The following is a 16,490-nucleotide window of genomic DNA, read 5'->3' as shown; positions in this document are numbered from 1 at the left end:
CTAATGCACAAAAAAATTCCTACATTGTTCTACAACAACATAGGAGATTTCGTGTCGAATTATGTAATTTATTGTTTAATAATCTCTACCTTTTCCCGAATCAGAAATTTCTACTAATGCTTCAGGGTATGGTTCGAAATACGTTTGTCTTAATAAATACTTTTCATCAAATCGAATGGCCCATGATTTTAAAATTGTAAGTAAACTACTAAGTGGTATTTTCTTTTCTGCATACTTTTGTAACAGTTCTATAAAATGATCTTTTTCTTGTTTTTTTAGCTTTGTTTTAAAATATCCAAAAATGTGCTCGCATACATTTACATTCGATGTATAACGGGGCGCACGCATAAATAATTCATATAAAGTCTTCTCATAGTTTTCAAATACCACTTCAATCTTTTCATTTTTGTGATTTGCAATTATACGCCCTAATTCCTTTTGTTTCACCTGATTATATGCCATAAATAAATATTTATTGTCCGACTGAAACGATACAAGTTCTTTCATATTTTTATTGTGTTTAATCATTTTGTAATATGCGATTGTAAATAACCTTGTAAAGAAATGCTCTCTAATAATAAAATTTGACAATCTACCTTCCTCTTCAATAGGAAGATGCGAAAAATTTTTTACTACTGCTCCGCCAAATAAGCCAGCTCCTTTTCCCTTTGCTGGGGCTTTTTCAAAACCAGAATAAATTTTCACATCACGCGTACCACAACTTGGTGAACGATTCTTTAAAATAAAACCATCCACATCCGGTATCGTTTGTAAAAAGTCATTTGAAAACTGCTCCATTTTTTCAGTTACATCTTCTCGTGTCGACGGTTGCACAAGTCTATTCTCACCATTTTCTTCTACAATTCGTATCGTTTCACGAGGAGTCCCCAATCCAATCTCCACTTCTGGACAAACAGGTATAAATGTAACAAATGGCTGCAAATTTCGTATTGTTACATCTGGAATCATCTCTCCATTATAACGACAAGCATCAAATTCTAAACACTTACTTACGACGATTGTAGGTTTTGCAAATTGTCGCATCTTATTACCTCCTTATTGCTAGCCCGTATAATATAAATTGTACTAAGATTAACATTTTAAGCAAAGTTTGATTCAGTTATTTTTATGAGAAATATATATCCAATGATATATTAACAATCATTCAACTCTATTTTCTATAAATGTGCGCCCTATTAATGAGGGTTTAGATATTGTGAAATGAATAATACACACATGCTTCGGAGAAATTAATGATTAAGAAAGGAGGGATTGTTATGAAAAAGAAATTATCATCTATTTTAAGTGTTTTAGCACTATCTATTATGTTTTTAGGTACATCTACGCAAGCTGAATACGATGGAAATAATATGAATAGAGTTAATAACACTGATATTTCAACTCGAGTAAATGACAATAACTTAGACAGAGTTAATAATGATGTAAGAACTCGAAATGTAAATACAACAAATGATTTAAATGATAATCGTGATAAAAATAATAATTGGGCTTGGCTTGGTTTATTAGGACTAGCAGGATTATTAGGTCTTAGAAGAAGAGACAAAGAAACACGCTGATTTAGAATGTTTTTAGTAAACAAGTACTTATTTATCAAAAATATATAATGAAAATAAATCGCCTTTTTAAAGGCGATTTATTTTTACTTAAAAGTAATGTATGTAATTCACACTTCAACGATTAAAATCGTGGAGTTAATCCATACAATATAAATTGAATCGTATTTTCAATTTCCGCTTCATCATTCCATTTTTCTTCAGGCAATAATAAAAATCGTGTTAATAATAAACCTAATACAGCTGATAAAGTAAGACGTAGTACGGAAGATGGTGGTATCTCAATAATTTCCCCTTCTTCTTGAAATTTCACAATCAACTTTTTGAAATGTGAAAACAGTTCTGTTTCTACTAATTGCTGTATTTCATTTTTCAGTTCTGGTTGGAATGGCACCTCTTGAATTAATATTTTTATCATAGGAAAGTGTTTTTGAGCAAATTTAAACCTATTATGAATTACAACCTTTAAAAGTCCTTCGTATGATTCATAATCCGATTTAAATATTTCTTTTGCAAAGGTTTGTACGAAAAATGGTGCAGCGAACTTAGTTAAAGTTGGCATTACGACCGCTAGTAATAAATCTTTTTTTGTTTTATAGTAGCGGAAGATGGTTCCTTCCGCTACACCAGCACGCTTTGCAATTTCACTTGTTGAAGTTGAAGCGTATCCTTTTTCTCCAAACATATCAACAGCCGCCTCTAATATACGCATTTGACGTTCATTTCGTTTATCCGTATTAGTTGCAGCTATTAATTCCTCCAGCCAATCCTTCTGCATTTATAAAGCTCCTTTTTGTCATTATTATATTTTGCGATGTTTCTTTAAAGCAAATACATTTCCTACTGCAAATAATATTGCAAAAAGTAATAACACAGTAAGATCTAATGCAATCTCTGTAAACCCTTGATTCCGAATCATCACTTGTCTCATTGCGTCAGCGCCGTATGTGAGTGGAAATACTTTCCCTAACATTTGTAGGTTCATAGATTCCATTGGAAACAATCCAGAAAAGAAGATTTGTGGCACAATAACAAGCGGTATAAATTGAATCATTTGAAACTCATTATTTGCGTATGCCGATAAAAACGTACCTAATGTTAGTGCAGTTAAAGAGAGCATACATGTAATAAGTAACGTTAGCCATATGGAGCCAGCTACGTATAAATCTAAAATATAAACGGAAAAACTTACGATAATAATGGATTGTATAAAGGCAAAGATTCCAAAACCAATAATATAACCTGCGACTATTTCCCATCTTCTTACTGGGGTGGATAATAACCTTTCTAGCGTACCACTTAAACGTTCTCTTACGAAAGATACACCTGATAATATAAATACAAAGAAAAATGTAAAGAAACCAATTAATACAGGACCAAGCCCATCAAACATCGTAAAGTCTTTAGAGCCATGTAAATAATTTACTTCAGGTTTCATAATCGATACATCATTCTTCTCTGTGCTTTTTTGCAATACTTGAAGTACAGCACGATTTTTTGACGAATCACTACCTTCCAACAGAAGTTTCATTTTTCCATTCTCTATTCGAAATACTGCATCTACCTTTTGTTTTTCCAACTCAGAAATCGCCTTTTCCTTACTGTATTCATAAATTGACGCTTCTTGATTTTTCATCACTTTTACTATTTGAGCGGGCATATCAACAACAGCAATTTGCGGTATATAGTCTTTCTGTGTAAACACTAGTGACAAAAGCCAAAGTAATAACATCGGTGCTCCAAACATCATTGCTAACGAACGCTTATCTCGAAAAAATTGACGAATAATACGTATGATTACACCAGTAACTCTCATGATGGCACCACCTCTTCTAGCAAAAAGACATCTTCAATCCGTCCAGATGACACGCGTTTTTTCAATTCTTCAGTTGTTCCAACCGCAACTAGTTTCCCTTCTCTAATTAACCCTAGACGCTCACAAAATTCAGCTTCATCCATAATGTGCGTCGTTACAATAATCGTTGTGCCTTTCTTTTTAAGATCATAAAATTTTTCCCAAATCGTTTTTCTAAGAAGCGGATCTATCCCCACTGTAGGCTCATCTAAAATTAATATTTCTGGTTCGTGAAGGAGCGCTATTGCTAATGATAAGCGTTTTTTCATTCCACCTGAAAATTGTTGTACTTGCTTTTTCATATACTGTGACAATTGTACAAGTTCAAAAACCTCTGCAATTCTTGTCTTTTTGCGTTTTCCCTTTAGTCCATACATCGTTGCTATAAAATCTGCATTTTCATATGCTGATAATTCTTCGTATAATGCATCCGCCTGGGCCATATAACCAATTCGTTTCATTTCATTTAAATTAGGCATATTAGTATTATTAACAAGCACTTCACCTTTCGTTGCCTCATTAATACCTGCAATCATTTTAATGAGCGTTGTTTTCCCCGATCCAGAAGGTCCAACAAAACCAAAAATCTCTGCTTTTTCAACTTGCAATGAAAGATTGTGTAACACTTCTTTTTTTCCAAAACTTTTTGATACAGTCCGTAAAATAATTGAAGGTTGTTGCACGTTTCATCCTCCTTTTCTAATAAAATGAGTGAGTACTCACTTTTATTTTACTCTTGCTTAATTATATGTCAAACTTCGTTGATTAGTATGTATGTTCAATCACCGATATTAAACAATGAAACAGAGTCGACATTAGAATTTCATTTCCTAAAGTCGACTCTGTTTCATTTAAACTATAAATTTCACTTTACGTTTTTAAATTCATATACTTCCGAATTCTAGCAACGTCTAAAGAATATTCGATAACTAATTGCTGTAACGGTAAAATAACTGTGTCAGGATATAAATGTGCATATTGTAATGTTTCTGCATATTTTTCTAACCTTTTTTCTAAATACTTTATTATTTGATCAGGATGACTTACTAATAAACATTTACAATAATAATGGATTTGTTCCTCAATCGCCGTGTATTCTTCAATTTCATATTCTTTATGCATGTGTACACCCCTTTAAGTTTTTTATATGAATTACTTATCACAATTTTCACTCGACAAATTTTAAGTTTTTTGATTATTTACACTATAACAAACACTGAGGGTCAAATTTTGTTACTTTATGTAACGTAGAAAATTTTTAACAAAATTGTAATGTTTACTCCTGCAAAATACAGAAAGCCCCTTTACTCATTTTTGTATAAAAAAATCGTACAGCTTAATTTAGCTGCACGACTACAATTTCTGGCCTATTCAAAATCCTTTGCGGAATGATACTATTTCCTAATCCTCTACTCACTACCATTGATGTATTTTGTTCTACATATAAACCCGCTGTATATTTAGGTAAAACACCTTGATTTGGAGCAACTAATCCACCGATAAATGGCAATCTAACTTGCCCTCCATGAGCATGTCCCGATAAAACCAAATCCAACCGCTCATTCGTATATTCCTTTATAAATTCAGGCCTGTGGGATAATAATACATTATATCTATCTGGCTGCATTTCAATTTTTGCTTTTTTAATTTCATCTATTATAATATTTCCTTCATCATGGTTTCCAGTACCAAACTCTGGATCATCAATACCTAGCAAGTTTATCTCTTGCTCACCCTTTCGAATGCCTACATGTTCATTCCTTAAAACATTGACACCATATTTCTTCAACTCTTTTTCTAAACTGTTATACTTTCCAGACCATTGTTCATGGTTTCCTGTCACAAAATATATAGGATACTTCTTTACCATTTCTCGTATTAATTGCATACTAACTTCTGCATCGTATGATTTACTGTCAATTAAATCACCCGTAATTGCAATAATATCTGGCTCTATACTTTTCATTTTTTGAATTAACACATCTTGATTATCGCCAAATTTTTTATTGTGTAAGTCTGAAATTTGTAGAATTTTATACCCTTTAAAAGAGGATGGTATTTTACTAGAGGTTATTTTAATCTCAGTTATACTTATTAAATTGTTCTGTAAATATAAAAAGATTGTAAAACCTACTAATATACAAATAATCATTACAATTCTATTAATCTTCTTTTTCATATTTTCTCCTTTACATTCTCATCAAACACTTCTATATGCTAACTGAATTATATTATACTTTCTTGAAATTTATTTAAATTAATAAAATAATACAATACATGAAATTTCATATGAGATATGTCATATATATTCGTTATATTTTTACTTTTACCTTTTTAATAATAAGAATACAAAAACGACTCTTATCACACGAAAAGAGTCGTTTTCTAACTTTATACTTTTAATACTTTCATGTTAAAAATGCGAAAACTAAAATACTATTACCTAAGAGCCTTAACTATAACTTTAGTTGCCTCTGCAATGAGTTGATTATCATAAGTTGCCTCTTTCTCATCTTTACTAGATAAAATTGCGATGATAATTGGTGCTTTATTTGGAGGCCAAACGATAGCAATATCATTTCTTGTCCCGTAACTGCCAGCACCTGATTTATCTCCAACTACCCAGTCAGTTGGTACGCCTGCACGAATAAGTTTGTCTCCTGTAGCATTTCCTTTCATCCACTCTGTAAGAATTTTACGTTTTTCAGCTGGAAGTGCATTTCCGACCGTAAAAGCTTTAAGATTCGTAGCAATTGCTTTCGCTGTACTAGTGTCACGAATGTCTCCTGGAATAGCTTCGTTTAATTCTGTTTCAAAGCGATCAGACATAGTAACCCGATCCCCCATCTTTCTAAGCGCTTTTTCATATCCTTTAGGTCCGCCTATTTTATTAAATAAAATGTTCCCTGCAGTATTATCACTTGAACGAACAGCAGCCTCAGCAATTTCTCCTAGTTTCATTCCAGTATCTACATGTTTCTCTGTAACAGGTGAATAATCCACTAAGTCTTCTTTCGTAAATGTGATTACTTCATTTAATGTATCAATTGAGTTTTGCTGTAGTAATACTCCTGCTGCTAAAGCCTTATAGGTTGATGCGAAGGCAAATCTTTCGTTAGATCGATAAGAAATTGTTTGATTTGTACCAGTATCAATCGCATATACACCTACCCGAGCATCAAATTTTTTCTCAAGTTGAGAGAACTCTTTATGCGTCGCCTGATTTTTATGTTTCACTTGTCCAGTCTTTTCTTTCGCTTCAACTTGCAGTGCCCCTCCTGTAAAAGCTTCTAGGCTTGTAATACTTAAACCTAATATACCAACGCATATTCCTACTTTTAGCATCCTCTTATTTTTCAAAATCATCATTCCTTCCAAATTTTTAGCACCTTTTTATACGTACACATAATAGACAATCACCGAACCAAATTTGTTCCATAAACTAAAAAAATTATAGCTAGTATGAGAGTTATTAACAAAATAAGAGATAGTAGCTACGACGCCTCTATCTCCTATTTCATATTTCATTTTTTTACTTATAAATGGCTTTATATGAACAGGGTCTTTCCCTGAGAAAAGTACTCTAATTTTGCTTAGAACTACCTGTACTATTAGCTTCACCATGTATACGTTGCTGTTTTAAATCAAAGTATACATCTAATACTTCCTTTCCGATTATAGAATTAATTCCATTTTTATCATCATGAAGCCATGGAACTACTACGGAAAATGCTACTTCTGGATTATCATATGGAGCATATCCAACTAACGTTAAGTTGTAACATTCCATACGTTCTCCTTTTGCATTTCTACCAATCGGGTCATCTCCACCATATACAGTTTGGGCTGTTCCTGTCTTTCCTGCTGGTTTATATGGCGCGTTTTTGAAATATTTCACGCCAGTTCCATCACCTTCTTGGAATACCCATCTAAACCCTTCTTTTATCCGATCAATATGTTCTTTCTTCATATCAATTCGATTTAATACGACAGGCTCTATGGAACGTATAACTTTGCCAACCTCTTCTTTTATTGATTGTTCTCGTATTTCTTGTACAATTTGAGGTTGCATTCTATAACCACCATTCGCAATCGTTGAAATATATTGCGCTAATTGCAACGGCGTATACGTATCATACTGACCGATAGAAAAATCTAGTAAAAACCCAGGTTGACTATCTACTTTTCTCGTTTGTCCAATTATTTCATTCGGTAAATCAATACCTGTTGGGACACCTAAACCAAATTGCTTGAAATAATAGCGCATCGTATCAAATGCTCCTTGTTTAATATCCAATGAGCCATTTGGTACGTAATTAACTCCCGCAATTTTTAAAGCTGTCTGGAACATGTATACATTCGAAGATACTTGTAAAGCCCGTAAATCATTAATATTACCAAATCCGGATACATTCCACGATTTCTTAGCTTGTGTACCTTTAAATTTCATCGGCGCGTCATAAAATTGATCTCCTGGATGTATTGCGCCTGTCTCATATCCAGTTAATAAAGTAGCACCTTTTACAGCTGACCCTAGCTCATACGAAGTTGTCATGTTTCCTAATGCTAAATCCTCAACCTCTATTTTCCCTTCTTTTTCTACAATCTTTTTGCCTGCCATTGATAAAATTTGTCCGTTATTTGGATTCGTCATGACAACAAAAGCTCGATCGAGCAGTGGCTCTGAACTCTTAAAAGCTCTCAAGTTTTTCTCTATACTTTCTTCCACTTTCTTTTGTAATTCCATATCAATCGTTAATGTTAAACTATTACCACTTTTTCCTTTAGAGATTATTTCTGTGCTAGCAATGTTTCCTGATTTATCAGTAATATTTTTCACTTCTTCTTTTGTGCCGTGTAATACATCTTCATATCGTTGTTCAATATAACTTTTTCCAACACGATCATTACGGTTATATCCACGTACTAAATAAGACTCTAAATTTTCTTTCGGTAATCCTTCTTCACTACTCGTAATATTTCCTAATACAGAACGAAATAAATTACCGTTTACATAATTACGTTCCCAATCAACAGTTGCATCTACTCCTGGAAAATTCGCAAGATTTTCGCTTATCCGCGCATACTCTTCATCTGTTACATCTTTTTTAATGATTTGTGGTGTTAGTTGATAACCTGAACTCATTTTACTTTTAATAGCTAACACCTTTAAATCTTGTGCTGTTAATTCTGCTAATTCTACCTCTGTAACACGACCTCGTCTTAAGTCTTCTATTTTTTTATCTAACTCTTTTCCCTCTATACCCTTTTCTTTAAACTTTTCTATATCTTTCTTAGTAATCTTTGTCTCCGCACGTTTCGAATTCAACTGCATCCAAAAATCTTTTTTATCGATAGCTGTTAATTTATTTATATCTTGTTCAGGCATTTCAAGTACTTTCGCCAAGTCTTTTGCTGTTTTTAAAATATCTTCACTCGTAATTCCCTTCACCCTTGTATACGTAATTGTGCGAAGAGATTTATTATTAACAACTGTTTTCCCTTCTCGATCTAAAATTTGTCCACGTGGAACTGGAATACTAGTTATTGCATTTTGACTACTTTCCACTTGGTTCTTATAAGCCTCTCCCTCAACGATTTGTACCTTTCCTAGCTGCATAATAATAGCTGAGAATAGTACAAATATGCAAAGGAACATTATATTTAATCGAATAGATATATATGTCTTCTGCTTCTTGCCTTTTTGTTCTTTCATAAATCCTCCATTTAATCCTTTCAGAAATTGCTACAAATACTAAAAGCATTCCTTATATATTAGATACTGATAATCGGTTATAAATATCGCCTCAATTTTTTGCCACTTGCATGAGAAGTGCTAAACTGTATAATGACTCTTATTAAACTTACATATAGACGTGCTAGTAATTTTTCATGCTAATTATTCCTTTCTTCATGCTGTAATACTTAATAGACAACCTAAACAATACAGTTGTTCCACATTTACAAAAAAAATAATTAAATATAAGATGAAGTAGGCTACATAAGGGAGGGTTATATGTTACATACAAAAAGATGGAGATTATTTGCGGTTCTTTCTATTGTAGGTTTGATTTTACTAATTTTATTAAAAATCAACTTCATTTCAATTACTATCGCAACTTCTTCAGCTGAAAGAGGAAAGATTTTTGATCAAAATGGTGCAATACTAGCTACAAATAAGAAAGTTAAGTCTCTATATTGCACTTCTAATGATGAAAAGCTATCGAAACAAGATACATCAAGCACATTAGCTTTTTTTAATCAATTTTCAAGCGAGTTTCAACATGATATTTCTACAGAGAACATAAAATCTCAATTACAACAATCTTGTAAAAAGCAGACTATGAATGATATACCGTTATACTCTGATATAACTGAGAATGAACTTGCATTCATAAACAAAAACAAACCCAATAATGTAATAATTAAAGATGAATGGATTCGATATTATCCTAAACACGAAATTGGTTCACAAGTAATTGGGTATGTAGAAAATGACCTTAATTCAAAACATATGGCTGTTGGAAAAAGCGGGATTGAGCTGCAATATGAAAATGATTTAAAAGGAAAACCAGGTAAAACTCTTATTTTTAAATTGAATAATAAAAAGTTCTTATGGAACATTCAAAAAGTACAAAAAGGAAAAGATGTACGGCTAGCTTTAGACTCTGAGTTGCAGCAAAAGGCAGAAGAAGCATTAAGATCGCAAATTAAGAAAACACCTGATGCTAAAGCTGGTTATGCTGTAGTGAGCGATGCAAAAACTGGCGCGATTTTAACTATGGTCAACTCGACAGTTTTTGATCCAAATATATTAAATACACATGTATCTTCTAGAAAAGAAAATATTAAATCTCTTTCGCAAAATAAAGCGATTCAAAAATTAAAGTATGGTGAATCTTATGTAAATATGGCTTCTACTATAAAACCACTTACTATTTTAATTGGATTAAACGAAAAACTTTTTCAACCCGAAGATACTTATTTAGATAAAGGTACTTTTCAGTATGATAATCAAAATAACATTACGAATGCACCTGGAACACCAACAGGTGAGATTACACCGAGGCAGGCTATCATTAATTCATCTAACACATTTATGACAGCAAAAGTAGCTCTGCCCTTATTCAACCAAAATAATGGAAATATAGAAAAAGTGGCACATATATGGACAGATTATTTAATGCAATTCGGCCTACGTTCTAAAACCGGGATTGATTTGCCCTTTGAAGAAGACGGACAATATGAATTCCATCCATCTAATAAATTTGAAAATGGGATTTCTGCTTTATTAAATGCCTCTTGGGGAGGAAATGAAGTGCATACTCCTCTTCAACTCGCTCAATATGCAGCAACATTGGCAAGTAAAGGTGATAAATATAAACCTCAAATCGTAAGTGCGATTATTGGTCAAGATGGTAAGGAAACCAAAAAGTTTAAAACCATTTTAGAAAGTTCAAATCGTTACCCGATGAACTTTTGGAGTGTCGTGCAAGGTGGAATGAGTCAAAATATAGAGGAAATTAAAAAGTTGCCCTTTGACGTCGCAGGTAAAACAGGTATTACAGGTTTTCCAAATGAGCAAGAAAGAATGATAAATCATTCTCTTTTCATTGCATATGCTCCTACTGAAGATCCACAAATTGCCGTTTCTGTCGTTATTCCTGGCAGTAATTCCGAAAAAAACATTGCCGCTCTCGTTACATCAGAAATTTTAGAGTACTGGAATACTCTTCAAAAAGAGAATAAAAACAAAGAGGAAGGTTCATTAAAGTGAACCTTCCTCTTTTACCATATAGAATCTATATTTATTATTTTCCATATACCTTCATTATTCTTTTCGAACATAAATGAATATTTAATATCAGTTAAAATGTACTCTTTCTGTACATATCCAGTATTACCGTTAATTGTCGATATTTTTATATATCCATCATTCTGCACTTTTTCTGGAATCCAAGCTTTTACCATTTCATTAGATACTTCATATAAAACTTGTGATTCTCGCTTTGGTTCTGCTAAAATTTTTGTTTTATTTCCAGTAACAGTTGCATATATAAAATGTGCTTGCTTTGGTTGGTTACTTTCCGTCAATCCACTTGGTACTTTATATACTTGCTTTGTATCATTTCCAAACTCTCCCCCCATTGTAAGGGCGACTTGCAACTCATGAAAAATATCTTCATCAAACTTCAGTTCATCCTTTTTATAACTCTTCCCTTTAAATAGAACTTCATCATTTAACGCTTTGTACAAGTCATTTTCATTTTTTGAGTTCGTACTTTGATATAGTTCATTCATAAATTGTTTTAATGATGGATCTTGAGCAGACTCATCTTTTGTTTTAGGCTTAATTTGAGTACTACTTTGTACTGGTGATTTATTATCATCAAGCCAAGGTTGTTGAACAATGAAAAATAACATTGTACAAACTAAAACAACTACAATAGGTAATGCTTTTTTATGAAATGGTCTTTTATGTTTTACAAAATCCACTTCATTATTTTCGTATATAGACTGCTTTATTTTAGAAATAAATTCTTCTTCATCTTTACGATTCTCCATTGGGCCTTTTTTTATTTTTCTATACCAGTCAGGATTTTGTTTATTGTTCATCACTACTACCCTCCCCTATTAATTTTGAAACCTTACTTCTTGCTCTACTTAATCTCGATTTTACAGTTCCAATGGATACTCCTAATGTTTCAGCCATTTCTTCATATGATAATTCATATTTTGCGTCCAATATAATTATTTCACGGTGCTTTTTAGGTAGTTTTAATACAACCTTCCACACCTCATTCATCTCTTCTTGGTTAAAAAATTCTTGTTCTGCTGACAGGGATTGCTTATCGTCACTAAAAAATCCTATTAAAGATATCCTTTTAAAATAGGAGGATTTCAAATAGTTTATTGCCGTATTTCTTGTGATTTTTAAAATCCACGTTTTAATAGATGACTCCTTTCGAAATGAATTCCAATTTTTAAACACCTTTATAAATACATCTTGCGTGATATCATCTGATAAGTGTGGATCTTTCGTAATAATAAATGAATAATTCCATACATCTTGCCAATAGTCTTTTATAACATAGTCCAGCTCATCATGATTACACTTTTCAATAAACGTCTGTTCCATTTCCACACCTCAAACTTATTTGAATAAACATAAAAACTGCCCTCACTTTTATTATGGTTTCAATATATAGACAAGATACAAGTTTCATTTGTTCCATTGTTTATCTTTTTTCAAGCAGAATAATACTACTAAAAAACAAGTAAAGCATACAATGATAAAATTCTACTCATGAAAATCTGTTTTTTGAATTTAACGTAACACTCCACTTGTCCATTTCAACTTGCTATACTCTTCTATTTACCATTAGCAATGCCAACTTTTCAGAAATGAAAATTAAGATAAGGTATTAACTTTCTAGAGTCGCAGCAAAAAAGCATTCTCGATTAGAAAGAATGCTTTTTTGAAATTTCATTGCTCTATATTTTCACCAATTTATATCTTTGAGTTAAGCAAACATGTAATAAATGTAGTCAAAAAATTCACCTTATAATTAAGTATTATTTCTGAAATACATGTTTTACTTTTTCACCTGGAACGTTACTTCCCCCTCTTCCTTTTACATCTTCAATCATCATTGTAACAATCATGTCTGGCGCATTTGCATCGAAAGCTGCGAACCATCCCAGTTCTTTTCCGTCTGCTTCTTTCGACTCTTTCAGTTCTGCTGTACCAGTTTTACCAGCAAGCGTTACACCATCAACCTTTGCAATTCTCCCTGCACCATCAGGGTCATTAATGACTTTGATTAATGCACTCTTTAATATTTCTTGATTCTTTTTAGAAACCACATTTTCTTTCCAATTCCCTGCTACTTTTGCTTCTTTTAAAAGATGTGGCGACGGAATATTCCCTTCATTCACAATCGGTGCATATGTTAATGCTAAATGAAGTGGCGTCATTAATACTTGTCCTTGTCCATAGCCCGTGTCTGCTAGTTGAATATCGTTTTTTATCCCATCTTTTGCAATGATTGAAATAGGAAATTCGTATTCGATTGGTAATTTTTCATAAAATCCGTACTTTTTAAATTCCTTTACATACTGATCTTTTCCCATTTTCAAAGCTTGTTGAGCAAAATAAATATTATCAGAATACTTCATTGCCTTATCAAAATCAATTGGACTTGCATCCTTTACACGCGTTACATAGTAATTTCCCCAAGATGAATCTTTTGTCCACTTCAATCCTTGAATTTTAAATTCTTCCTTCGGATTTATTGTGTTTGTTTCCAAACCAATTGCACCTGTGATCGTTTTAAATACGGAACCTGGTACAAATGCTTGTGTAAAGCGATTCGTCATTGGTAGTTTCGAGTCGTTACTCCATGCTTCTCGTTGGGCTTTCGATGCTCCTCTAACTATTATATTTGGATTATAAGCAGGGCTACTTACAAGTGCGATTGTTTCACCTGTTTTAGGATTGACCGCTGCACTAGACCCTGCTTCAGTTTTCATCTCATTAAAGATTTTTTCTTGAATTGCAGCATCAATTGTTAACGTAACATTTTCTCCTTCTTTGGCTTCTTTTTTTGCTACGTTTTTAATCTCTTTCCCCTTCTCATCTTCTATAAATACGCGTCCACCCTTTTCACCACGCAATTTATTTTCTAACACTTTCTCTAAACCAGTCTTACCTACTAAATCATCTGCTTGATAACCTTGTTTTTGAAGTGATTTTAACTCCTCCGCATTCACCTTTCCTATATATCCAGTTAAGTGTGCCGCTGCTTCACCTAATGGATACGTACGAATATTTACTGGGTGAGATGAAACTCCTTCTAATTCAATATAATCATTCTGTCTGGTTCCCTCTTTTAAAATGCCAATTGGTACAAAGGAGTCTGGTTTTATCCACTTCGCTGTGAGCTTTTGTTCGACCTCTTCTATAGACATATCAAGTAATTGTGCTACTATTTCTTTCGTTTGCGCTGCTGTTTCGCCTAGTTTCTCTGGAATAATTCCAACCTCAGTCGCTTTACCATTCGTTGCAAGCCCTTTTCCATTTCGATCATATATTTCTCCGCGTTTTCCTTGCTCTATTTGCATACGTACTTTGTAATCTTTTTTCATACCTGGGAAGATGAAGTCTGGTGTCCAATCTATTTCCCAAGACTCTTTATCTTTCACAAGTTTTGCTTCATGGATGAATGAAACTGGTCCTACATCCGTATCCATCTTAACTTCAAAAAGAAAAAGCTCTTTATCTTTCGTATTCTCTCCTTTCATTTTAACTTTTAAATTATTAGCTCCAATCCCCTCATAGATTTTTTGATATTTTTCTGTGAATTCTTTTTTAGAAATCGATTTTTTGGCATGGTCTGATAAATGATCATACATATTTGCAAATTTTCTATCATTCCATAAATTGATATATTCTTCAAATGCTTGTTTTGGTGGTTCGTTTTTATTACATCCTACCAACAAAACTGCGAAACAAACGAAAAGCAGCATCCATAATTTTTTCAATTCAATCTTCTCCCTTAGTTAAAAATGATGATTCCTTTCGTAATTTATTTAATAAAAAATGTTTTAACGCTTAATAGACAGTGAAAGTAAGGATATTGTTCCATATTTACAAAAAACTAAAAAAGAGTGATAAGAATTCCGTAAATTTGGAATCCTCATCACTCTCATTTGATATTGTGCAAATCATGAATATGAAATAATAATTTCTAATTTCAAAAAATAATTTCAATTTTCCAACTAACGAGATAAAACTCATGTATTTGTTCTATTTTTAATAATTCATAAATTCGTTGAAATGTTCGCATCAAATTCATCTGATGTTTTGGTATCTATTTTTCTCCCATCAATTGTCATCTTTATTTTTTGTTTTTGGTTTGCTGTTACCACCCAAGCATTCGGTAAATAACGATCTTCATGAGATAATGTGGAAGGCGAATTTATAACCTTTCCCCCTAAATATAGCGTAGCAGAAGAACCTCCATCCATTGCCATTGCATTTATAGCTCCTTTTTCATATAGGATGTCTTGACACTCTTTTAACGTAGCTCCTATACTATGCGTCTGTCTACCGTCAATAACTAGAAACATAATTGTACCATCTTCTTTTTGGGCCATAATACTTCGTGGAGCCGAACCCCAACCGCCGTCTCCTTCTGTAATCATTTTTTCTCCATTAACAATTAACTGTGGCATAAATCCAGCTGCGGAAACAACTTGTTTATCCAAAAGTTGTTGGGTAGAATAATTTCCTGTTATCATTTGCCCAAACTTTGTTAAACCCGTAATAATTGTAGGGGTATTTCTATCCATATTCGTATCAATAGCTTTCCCATTTTCTATTACTATGCCAGTTGCCATATTTCCTCCACCCCTCCCTGTTTCATCAGCAAATCCACTTGCATTCACAGCAACAAGTGCATGATTACGTTTTGCCATTACACTAATTTTTTCTCCTCTGTTAGCGCCCTGTGTTCCTAGATGACTAACAAGTTTAACATTGAAGGGATTGCTTATGGTAACTAACCTTCCTTCGAAAAGAAAACGACTATCTTTATTGCTTTTAATTGTTTCTACATCAATTTCTAATGGCTGATTTTTTAATTCTTCTAATCTTTTTCCTGCTATTTTTTTATAAATATGCTCATCACTGTTTGACCATTTCGGATGATTAATTCTATCTTGCAGTTTATCTAGTTCCTTTTGGGTTAGGAATGTATATTTCGCATATTGTGGATGCTGAGAAGTTAGTATACTTCCAGCGATTGTTATACGAAGCTCTCGGCCATAGCTAGTACCAAATAATATTCCTATGCCAATAAGCATGAAAATAGAAAATAGAAGCAAAATTCGTTTGAAGATTTTTCTTAGATGTTTCATAGTTTTATCCTCCGGTATTAATTACATTCAATGAATCCTTTAAAATATTTTTTAATAAAGACAAAAGCGTTGATTTTCCTCATTCCCGAGTTCCCCACTAAGTCTTAGCAAGCAATGCAAAATACTTATTTTACATTTCG

14 protein-coding genes are annotated in these 16,490 nt (G+C 32.8%); 2 read left to right on the top strand and 12 right to left on the bottom strand.

The features are described 5' to 3' along the window. Positions 1–75: 75 nt before the first annotated feature. Positions 76–1,044: a YbgA family protein gene (locus MR112_RS12630; protein ID WP_086404165.1), complete on the bottom strand. Its 969-nt coding sequence runs from the start codon at positions 1,042–1,044 to the stop codon at positions 76–78. Between the two features lie 233 nt (positions 1,045–1,277). On the opposite strand from MR112_RS12630, the gene MR112_RS12625 reads away from it, so the two are divergent. Then, positions 1,278–1,577 carry a WGxxGxxG family protein gene (locus MR112_RS12625; RefSeq protein WP_000728157.1) on the top strand — a complete coding sequence of 100 codons (300 nt, stop codon included), beginning with the start codon at positions 1,278–1,280 and terminating at the stop codon, positions 1,575–1,577. 121 nt (positions 1,578–1,698) lie between these two features. Here the strand turns inward: MR112_RS12625 and MR112_RS12620 are convergent, their stop codons facing one another. From MR112_RS12620 to MR112_RS12590, 7 genes are all read right to left on the bottom strand, one after another. After that, entirely contained in the window at positions 1,699–2,352 is a 654-nt protein-coding gene (locus MR112_RS12620; protein WP_226368507.1) for a TetR/AcrR family transcriptional regulator, read from the bottom strand. Between the two features lie 24 nt (positions 2,353–2,376). After that, on the bottom strand, positions 2,377–3,390 hold the full coding sequence (locus MR112_RS12615; RefSeq protein ID WP_001266729.1) for an ABC transporter permease: 1,014 nt from the start codon (positions 3,388–3,390) through the stop codon (positions 2,377–2,379). Continuing rightward, positions 3,387–4,112, bottom strand: coding sequence for an ABC transporter ATP-binding protein (locus MR112_RS12610; protein WP_001187071.1), 726 nt, complete (start codon positions 4,110–4,112; stop codon positions 3,387–3,389). Before MR112_RS12610 ends, MR112_RS12615 begins: the two co-directional genes overlap by 4 nt. Before the next feature lie 187 nt (positions 4,113–4,299). Beyond that, complete coding sequence (locus tag MR112_RS12605; RefSeq protein ID WP_000548621.1) at positions 4,300–4,551, bottom strand: hypothetical protein; 252 nt, start codon at positions 4,549–4,551, stop codon at positions 4,300–4,302. 214 nt (positions 4,552–4,765) lie between these two features. Then, positions 4,766–5,608: a metallophosphoesterase gene (locus MR112_RS12600; protein WP_242245008.1), complete on the bottom strand. Its 843-nt coding sequence runs from the start codon at positions 5,606–5,608 to the stop codon at positions 4,766–4,768. Between the two features lie 260 nt (positions 5,609–5,868). Next, positions 5,869–6,795 (bottom strand): class A beta-lactamase Bla1, encoded by a 927-nt coding sequence (gene bla, locus MR112_RS12595; RefSeq protein WP_226368512.1) that lies wholly within the window; start codon positions 6,793–6,795, stop codon positions 5,869–5,871. 217 nt (positions 6,796–7,012) lie between these two features. Beyond that, on the bottom strand, positions 7,013–9,145 hold the full coding sequence (locus MR112_RS12590; protein WP_226368505.1) for a peptidoglycan D,D-transpeptidase FtsI family protein: 2,133 nt from the start codon (positions 9,143–9,145) through the stop codon (positions 7,013–7,015). Positions 9,146–9,445: 300 nt separating this feature from the next. Here MR112_RS12590 and MR112_RS12585 point away from each other — a divergent pair, with 300 nt between their 5' ends. After that, complete coding sequence (locus tag MR112_RS12585) at positions 9,446–11,206, top strand: peptidoglycan D,D-transpeptidase FtsI family protein (RefSeq protein ID WP_000903359.1); 1,761 nt, start codon at positions 9,446–9,448, stop codon at positions 11,204–11,206. A gap of 11 nt (positions 11,207–11,217) precedes the next feature. On the opposite strand, the gene MR112_RS12580 is transcribed toward MR112_RS12585, so the two are convergent. The 4 genes from MR112_RS12580 to MR112_RS12565 form a co-directional block, all read right to left on the bottom strand. Continuing rightward, positions 11,218–12,045: an SH3 domain-containing protein gene (locus MR112_RS12580; RefSeq protein WP_074553476.1), complete on the bottom strand. Its 828-nt coding sequence runs from the start codon at positions 12,043–12,045 to the stop codon at positions 11,218–11,220. Then, entirely contained in the window at positions 12,035–12,568 is a 534-nt protein-coding gene (locus MR112_RS12575; RefSeq protein WP_000438330.1) for an RNA polymerase sigma factor, read from the bottom strand. The genes MR112_RS12580 and MR112_RS12575 overlap by 11 nt, the downstream gene beginning before the upstream one ends. A gap of 437 nt (positions 12,569–13,005) precedes the next feature. Then, complete coding sequence (locus MR112_RS12570; RefSeq protein WP_000737758.1) at positions 13,006–14,973, bottom strand: penicillin-binding transpeptidase domain-containing protein; 1,968 nt, start codon at positions 14,971–14,973, stop codon at positions 13,006–13,008. A gap of 279 nt (positions 14,974–15,252) precedes the next feature. After that, the gene (locus tag MR112_RS12565) at positions 15,253–16,350 is read right to left on the bottom strand and encodes a phosphodiester glycosidase family protein (RefSeq protein ID WP_078186951.1); all 1,098 of its coding nucleotides are present in this window, start codon (positions 16,348–16,350) and stop codon (positions 15,253–15,255) included. Positions 16,351–16,490: the final 140 nt, after the last annotated feature.

This window comes from Bacillus cereus group sp. BfR-BA-01330 (assembly GCF_022663885.1).
GTDB lineage: Bacteria > Bacillota > Bacilli > Bacillales > Bacillaceae_G > Bacillus_A > Bacillus_A cereus.
The sequence above is the reverse complement of the archived record's forward strand: the minus strand, read 5'-3'. Positions and strand labels throughout refer to the sequence as shown.

Bases quoted from the DNA above. Each gene is read 5' to 3' on its own strand.
- MR112_RS12630 (WP_086404165.1), bottom strand. From the start codon at position 1,044: ATGCGACAATTTGCAAAACCTACAATCGTCGTAAGTAAGTGTTTAGAA.
- MR112_RS12615 (WP_001266729.1), bottom strand. From the start codon at position 3,390: ATGAGAGTTACTGGTGTAATCATACGTATTATTCGTCAATTTTTTCGA.
- MR112_RS12590 (WP_226368505.1), bottom strand. From the start codon at position 9,145: ATGAAAGAACAAAAAGGCAAGAAGCAGAAGACATATATATCTATTCGA.
- bla (WP_226368512.1), bottom strand. From the start codon at position 6,795: ATGATTTTGAAAAATAAGAGGATGCTAAAAGTAGGAATATGCGTTGGT.
- MR112_RS12625 (WP_000728157.1), top strand. From the start codon at position 1,278: ATGAAAAAGAAATTATCATCTATTTTAAGTGTTTTAGCACTATCTATT.
- MR112_RS12565 (WP_078186951.1), bottom strand. From the start codon at position 16,350: ATGAAACATCTAAGAAAAATCTTCAAACGAATTTTGCTTCTATTTTCT.
- MR112_RS12575 (WP_000438330.1), bottom strand. From the start codon at position 12,568: ATGGAACAGACGTTTATTGAAAAGTGTAATCATGATGAGCTGGACTAT.
- MR112_RS12605 (WP_000548621.1), bottom strand. From the start codon at position 4,551: ATGCATAAAGAATATGAAATTGAAGAATACACGGCGATTGAGGAACAA.
- MR112_RS12600 (WP_242245008.1), bottom strand. From the start codon at position 5,608: ATGAAAAAGAAGATTAATAGAATTGTAATGATTATTTGTATATTAGTA.
- MR112_RS12620 (WP_226368507.1), bottom strand. From the start codon at position 2,352: ATGCAGAAGGATTGGCTGGAGGAATTAATAGCTGCAACTAATACGGAT.
- MR112_RS12585 (WP_000903359.1), top strand. From the start codon at position 9,446: ATGTTACATACAAAAAGATGGAGATTATTTGCGGTTCTTTCTATTGTA.
- MR112_RS12580 (WP_074553476.1), bottom strand. From the start codon at position 12,045: ATGAACAATAAACAAAATCCTGACTGGTATAGAAAAATAAAAAAAGGC.